This is a genomic window from Bradyrhizobium sp. (assembly GCF_016213215.1).
In the GTDB taxonomy this organism is placed as follows: Bacteria; Pseudomonadota; Alphaproteobacteria; order Rhizobiales; family Xanthobacteraceae; genus Bradyrhizobium.
Genome location: NZ_JACRAW010000101.1, coordinates 1 through 4,145, shown reverse-complemented (window position 1 = coordinate 4,145; position 4,145 = coordinate 1). Strand labels below are relative to the sequence as shown.

The window sequence follows — 4,145 nt, the reverse complement described above, 5'->3', positions numbered from 1 at the left end:
TGTCTTTCAGAAGATGACCGTTGCGGAGAACCTGCAGCTGCCGGTGCTGGCGCGATTGGGGCACGCCGGACGCCCGTTCGCGCGGCCGGATGGCGACCCGGAAGCGCGGGCCGAGGTGGACAGCCTGCTCTCCGACATCGGCCTCGCGAAGATGCGCGACGTGCGCGCGATGGCGCTCCCGCACGGCGACCAGCGATTTCTGGAGATCGGGATGGCGATCGCCTGCCGGCCGCGGCTCTGCTTCCTCGACGAGCCCTGCTCGGGAATGAATCCGGGCGAGCGCGCGCAGGTGCAAGACCTCGTCCGCAAGCTGAGCAGGTTGCACGACGTGACATTCGTCATCATCGAGCACGACATGGATGTGGTGTTTGCTCTCTCCGACCGGATCATCGTCATGCACCAAGGAAAGGTGCTTACCGATGGCAAGCCCGAGGCCATCCGCAACCATGCCGGCGTCAGGGAAATCTACCTGGGGGAGGACGTCGGTGCCTGAGCCAATCCTGGCGTTGGAAGACGTGGTGGCCGTGTACGGGTTCAGCCGGGTGCTGCAGGGGGTATCGCTTGCGGTCGAGCGCGGCCGGATCGTCGCGCTGCTGGGCCGCAACGGTGCGGGCAAGACGGCAACGCTGCGCAGCGTCATGGGGCTCGTCGACGTGCAGTCCGGTCGCATCGGCTTCGACGGTGTCGAACTTCGCGGCATGCCAACGTTCGAGATCGCGCAACGGGGCATTGGTTACGTGCCCGACGACCGGCGCATTTTCCCCGAACTCAGCGTCGAGAGGAACCTGGCCCTAGGGGCCCGGCACAGCCAGCGCGGCGGCTATTGGAACCTCGACACGATCTACCAATTGTTCCCGCCGTTGCGCGCGTACCGCACGCGCAGGGGCGCGGTCCTCAGCGGCGGCGAGCAGAAGATGCTAGCCATTAGCAGGGCGCTGATGGGCAACCCGAAACTGTTGATGCTCGACGAGCCGTCCGAGGGCCTGAGCCCATTGATCCTGAGCGGACTGGTGGAGGCGATCCAGAAGGTCGGCGCCGAGGGCATGACCATCCTCATCGCCGACCAGAACCTCAAGTTCGCACGGCGGTTGGCCCAATACGCCTACATTGTCGAGAACGGAATCATCCGCCACCACGGCACCATGCAAGAACTTATGCAGGACAGCGAAACCGTGCGCAAATATCTGGCGGTATAAGCGCGGCCGGTCAAAGAGCGTAAACTTCTCGGGATGCCTGTGAGGTCCGCCGATTCCCCTGGTACAGCTAGGCAGGCTCAGGCCATCGACCTGACTCCGACGCCGGTTGAGCCGGCCTCCCGATAGCGGACAAACGCGGGTGCGGTTGAATTGACAGCTAACGCATGATCTTTTCCGAAAAGTGGGAACCGGTTATCGGAAAAGATCATGCGCAAGCAAAATGTTAGGGAAGTACCGTGATTCAATCTAAGAGGATCACGCTCTAAATGTCAAAGGACTAAACCGCTCGCGCGGTAGGGTGCTGCGGCGGGCGGCACCGCCGGGGCGATAAAGGGCGCGTCCTGTCTGAAGATGAGGGGTTTGCCAACCTCACATCAGACAGGAGCATCCCCATGACCGACGAGGCAATGAGCCCGTTGCGCCGGCGCATGATCGAAGACATGACGATCCGTAAGTTAGCGCCGAAGACGCAACGTGACTACGTGCAAAGGATCAAGAAGTTCACCGCATTCCTCGGCCATTCGCCCGATACTGCGACGTTCGAGGAGGTTCGCCGCTATCAACTGCATCTCGCTACGAGCGGCGTCGGCGTGTCGACCCTCAATCAGAGCGTTGCGACGCTGCGGTTCTTTTTCCGGGTCACGCTTGGACGACACGACATCGCCGCACACACGACATTCATCCATGAGCCGCGCAAGCTGCCGGTCGTTCTCAGTCCGGAGGAGGTGGCGCGCTTCCTCGATGCGGCGCCGGGCCTCAAGTACAAGGCGGCCCTGAGCGTGGCTTATGGCGGCGGATTGCGCGTCTCCGAGGTGGTGACACTGAAGGTGTCCGACATCGATAGCAAGCGCATGGTGATCCGGGTCGAACAAGGCAAGGGCCGCAAGGATCGCTACGTCATGCTGTCGCCGCATCTGCTTGAACTCTTGCGCGCCTGGTACAAGGCGGCACGCCCACAGGGCTGGTTGTTTCCGGGCAGCAATCCTATTCGGCCGATGACAACACGCCAGCTCACGCGCGCCTGCCATGCCGCGGCGCATATGGCCGAGATCGGCAAGCGCGTATCACCGCACACGCTAAGGCACAGCTTCGCCACTCATCTGCTGGAACAGAATATCGACATCCGCGTGATCCAGGTCCTGCTCGGCCATGCCAAGCTCGACAGCACGGCGCTCTACACGCGGGTCGCCACCAAGACGATCCGCGCTATAATGAGCCCGCTCGATCACATCACGCGCCAGCTCACGCAGCCCGAGCCGCCCGCCTGACGCGCGGCGCGCGTGTCGCGCCCAGTGCTGGAGGTCGCGGACCTCTTCCGCGGCCACGGCCCGGCATGGCGCCGGGCCAATGCCGGCCATGTCAGCCTCGGCCAGCTCAAGGTGATGTCGGCCATCGAGAACTGCCGCACGGCGGCGCTCGGCGGGCACGTCGCGCGCTGCGAGGACTGCGCCCACACCGTCATCGCCTACAACAGTTGCCGCAACCGGCATTGCCCGAAGTGCCAAGGCGCAGCCGCGAGAAAGTGGCTCGCCGAGCGCGAGGCCGATCTGCTGCCCGTGCCGTACTTCCACGTGGTGTTCACGCTGCCGGCCCCCATCGCCGATATCGCCTACCAGAACAAAGCCGTGATCTACGATCTGTTGTTCAAGGCTGCGGCCGAGACCGTGCTGACGATCGCGGCCGATCCCAAGCACCTCGGGGCGCGCGTCGGCATGACCTGCGTGCTGCACACATGGGGCTCGGCAATGACGCACCACCCGCACCTGCACATGATCGTGCCGGGCGGCGGCATCTCGCTCGACGGCGAACGCTGGGTCTCGTGCCGGCCCGGCTTCTTTCTGCCGGTGCGCGTACTCTCGCGCCTGTTCCGACGACTGTTGCTCACCATGCTGCTCGCAGCACACAAAGTCGGCCGTCTCCAATTCTTCGGCAACCATGGCGCTCTCGCCGACGCGCGAGCCTTCGCCGCCTATCTGGCGCCGCTACGCCGAACCGAATGGGTCGTCTACAGCAAGCGCCCGTTCGGCGGGCCCGCGGCCGTGCTGGCCTACCTGTCGCGCTACACCCACCGCGTCGCCATCGCCAACAGCCGGCTGATCGCCTGCGACCGCAAAGGCGTCAGCTTCAAGTGGAAGGACTATCGCGCCAAGGGCCGCCACCGGCAGAAGATCATGACGCTCGCGACCGACGAGTTCATCCGCCGCTTCCTCATTCACGTCCTGCCGCGCGGCTTCCACCGCATCCGTCACTACGGCCTGCTGGCCAAGGCCGCCTGCGCCGACAACATCGCGCAGGCGCGCAAGTCGCTCGCCGTGCCGTCCCGCTCCGAACAGCCCGACACGTCCGAGGCCGCAGCGCTCGACGAACCGCGCGTGCTGCCGCGTCCATGCCCCTGCTGCGGCGGCCGCATGATCATTATCGAGACCTTCGCGCGCGGCTCAACGCCCCGCCAGCGGCCAACAGGTCCGACGATCGGGATCGACACATCATGACACCGCTCGCGCCACAATCCCGCAAGCTCGCTCGCTCTCCTCGCCGGTGCTCGACCGGCCACGCCGGCGCTCGCCCGAATGCACGACTTTCCCACCAAATCGCCCAAGCGCCTGCACCGTTCGGCGCAGCCAGCCGCTCATCTATGAGCCGCAGCGCCGCAGGCCGACATGGCGCATCGCCTCGTCCGCGATCCAACTCATCAGCCGCGGCAATCAAATCCCCATAGCGCACGCCGCCTCACCCACGTATCCCTTCCCGCGGTTTCCTCCCTTGGTGGTTTTCGGAACGCCGGCCGCCAGAGCATGCGGCACCATCCGTCACGGCCGGCATCCGAAAACCTTCACAATAGTGGAAAACAAATCCCCAACGTCGCTGTCTGTATTCTCACGTTTATGAGTTCCACCTTACGGAGAGGTTGACACCTGGGAGGGAATGGAAAACCATTCCAGCACGGAT

The 4,145-nt window shown here is 64.4% G+C and carries 4 protein-coding genes; all 4 read left to right on the top strand.

What is annotated here, in order from left to right; genetic code table 11:
• Nucleotides 1–493: ABC transporter ATP-binding protein (locus tag HY852_RS17615; protein WP_367116370.1), on the top strand; the 493-nt coding region annotated here is incomplete at its 5' end.
• Nucleotides 486–1,196: an ABC transporter ATP-binding protein gene (locus tag HY852_RS17610; RefSeq protein ID WP_291606063.1), complete on the top strand. Its 711-nt coding sequence runs from the start codon at nt 486–488 to the stop codon at nt 1,194–1,196. The genes HY852_RS17615 and HY852_RS17610, both read left to right, overlap by 8 nt.
• A gap of 392 nt (nt 1,197–1,588) precedes the next feature.
• The gene (locus tag HY852_RS17605) at nt 1,589–2,464 is read left to right on the top strand and encodes a site-specific integrase (protein ID WP_291606062.1); all 876 of its coding nucleotides are present in this window, start codon (nt 1,589–1,591) and stop codon (nt 2,462–2,464) included.
• A gap of 12 nt (nt 2,465–2,476) precedes the next feature.
• On the top strand, nt 2,477–3,688 hold the full coding sequence (locus tag HY852_RS17600) for an IS91 family transposase (protein ID WP_291606061.1): 1,212 nt from the start codon (nt 2,477–2,479) through the stop codon (nt 3,686–3,688).
• Nucleotides 3,689–4,145: the final 457 nt, after the last annotated feature.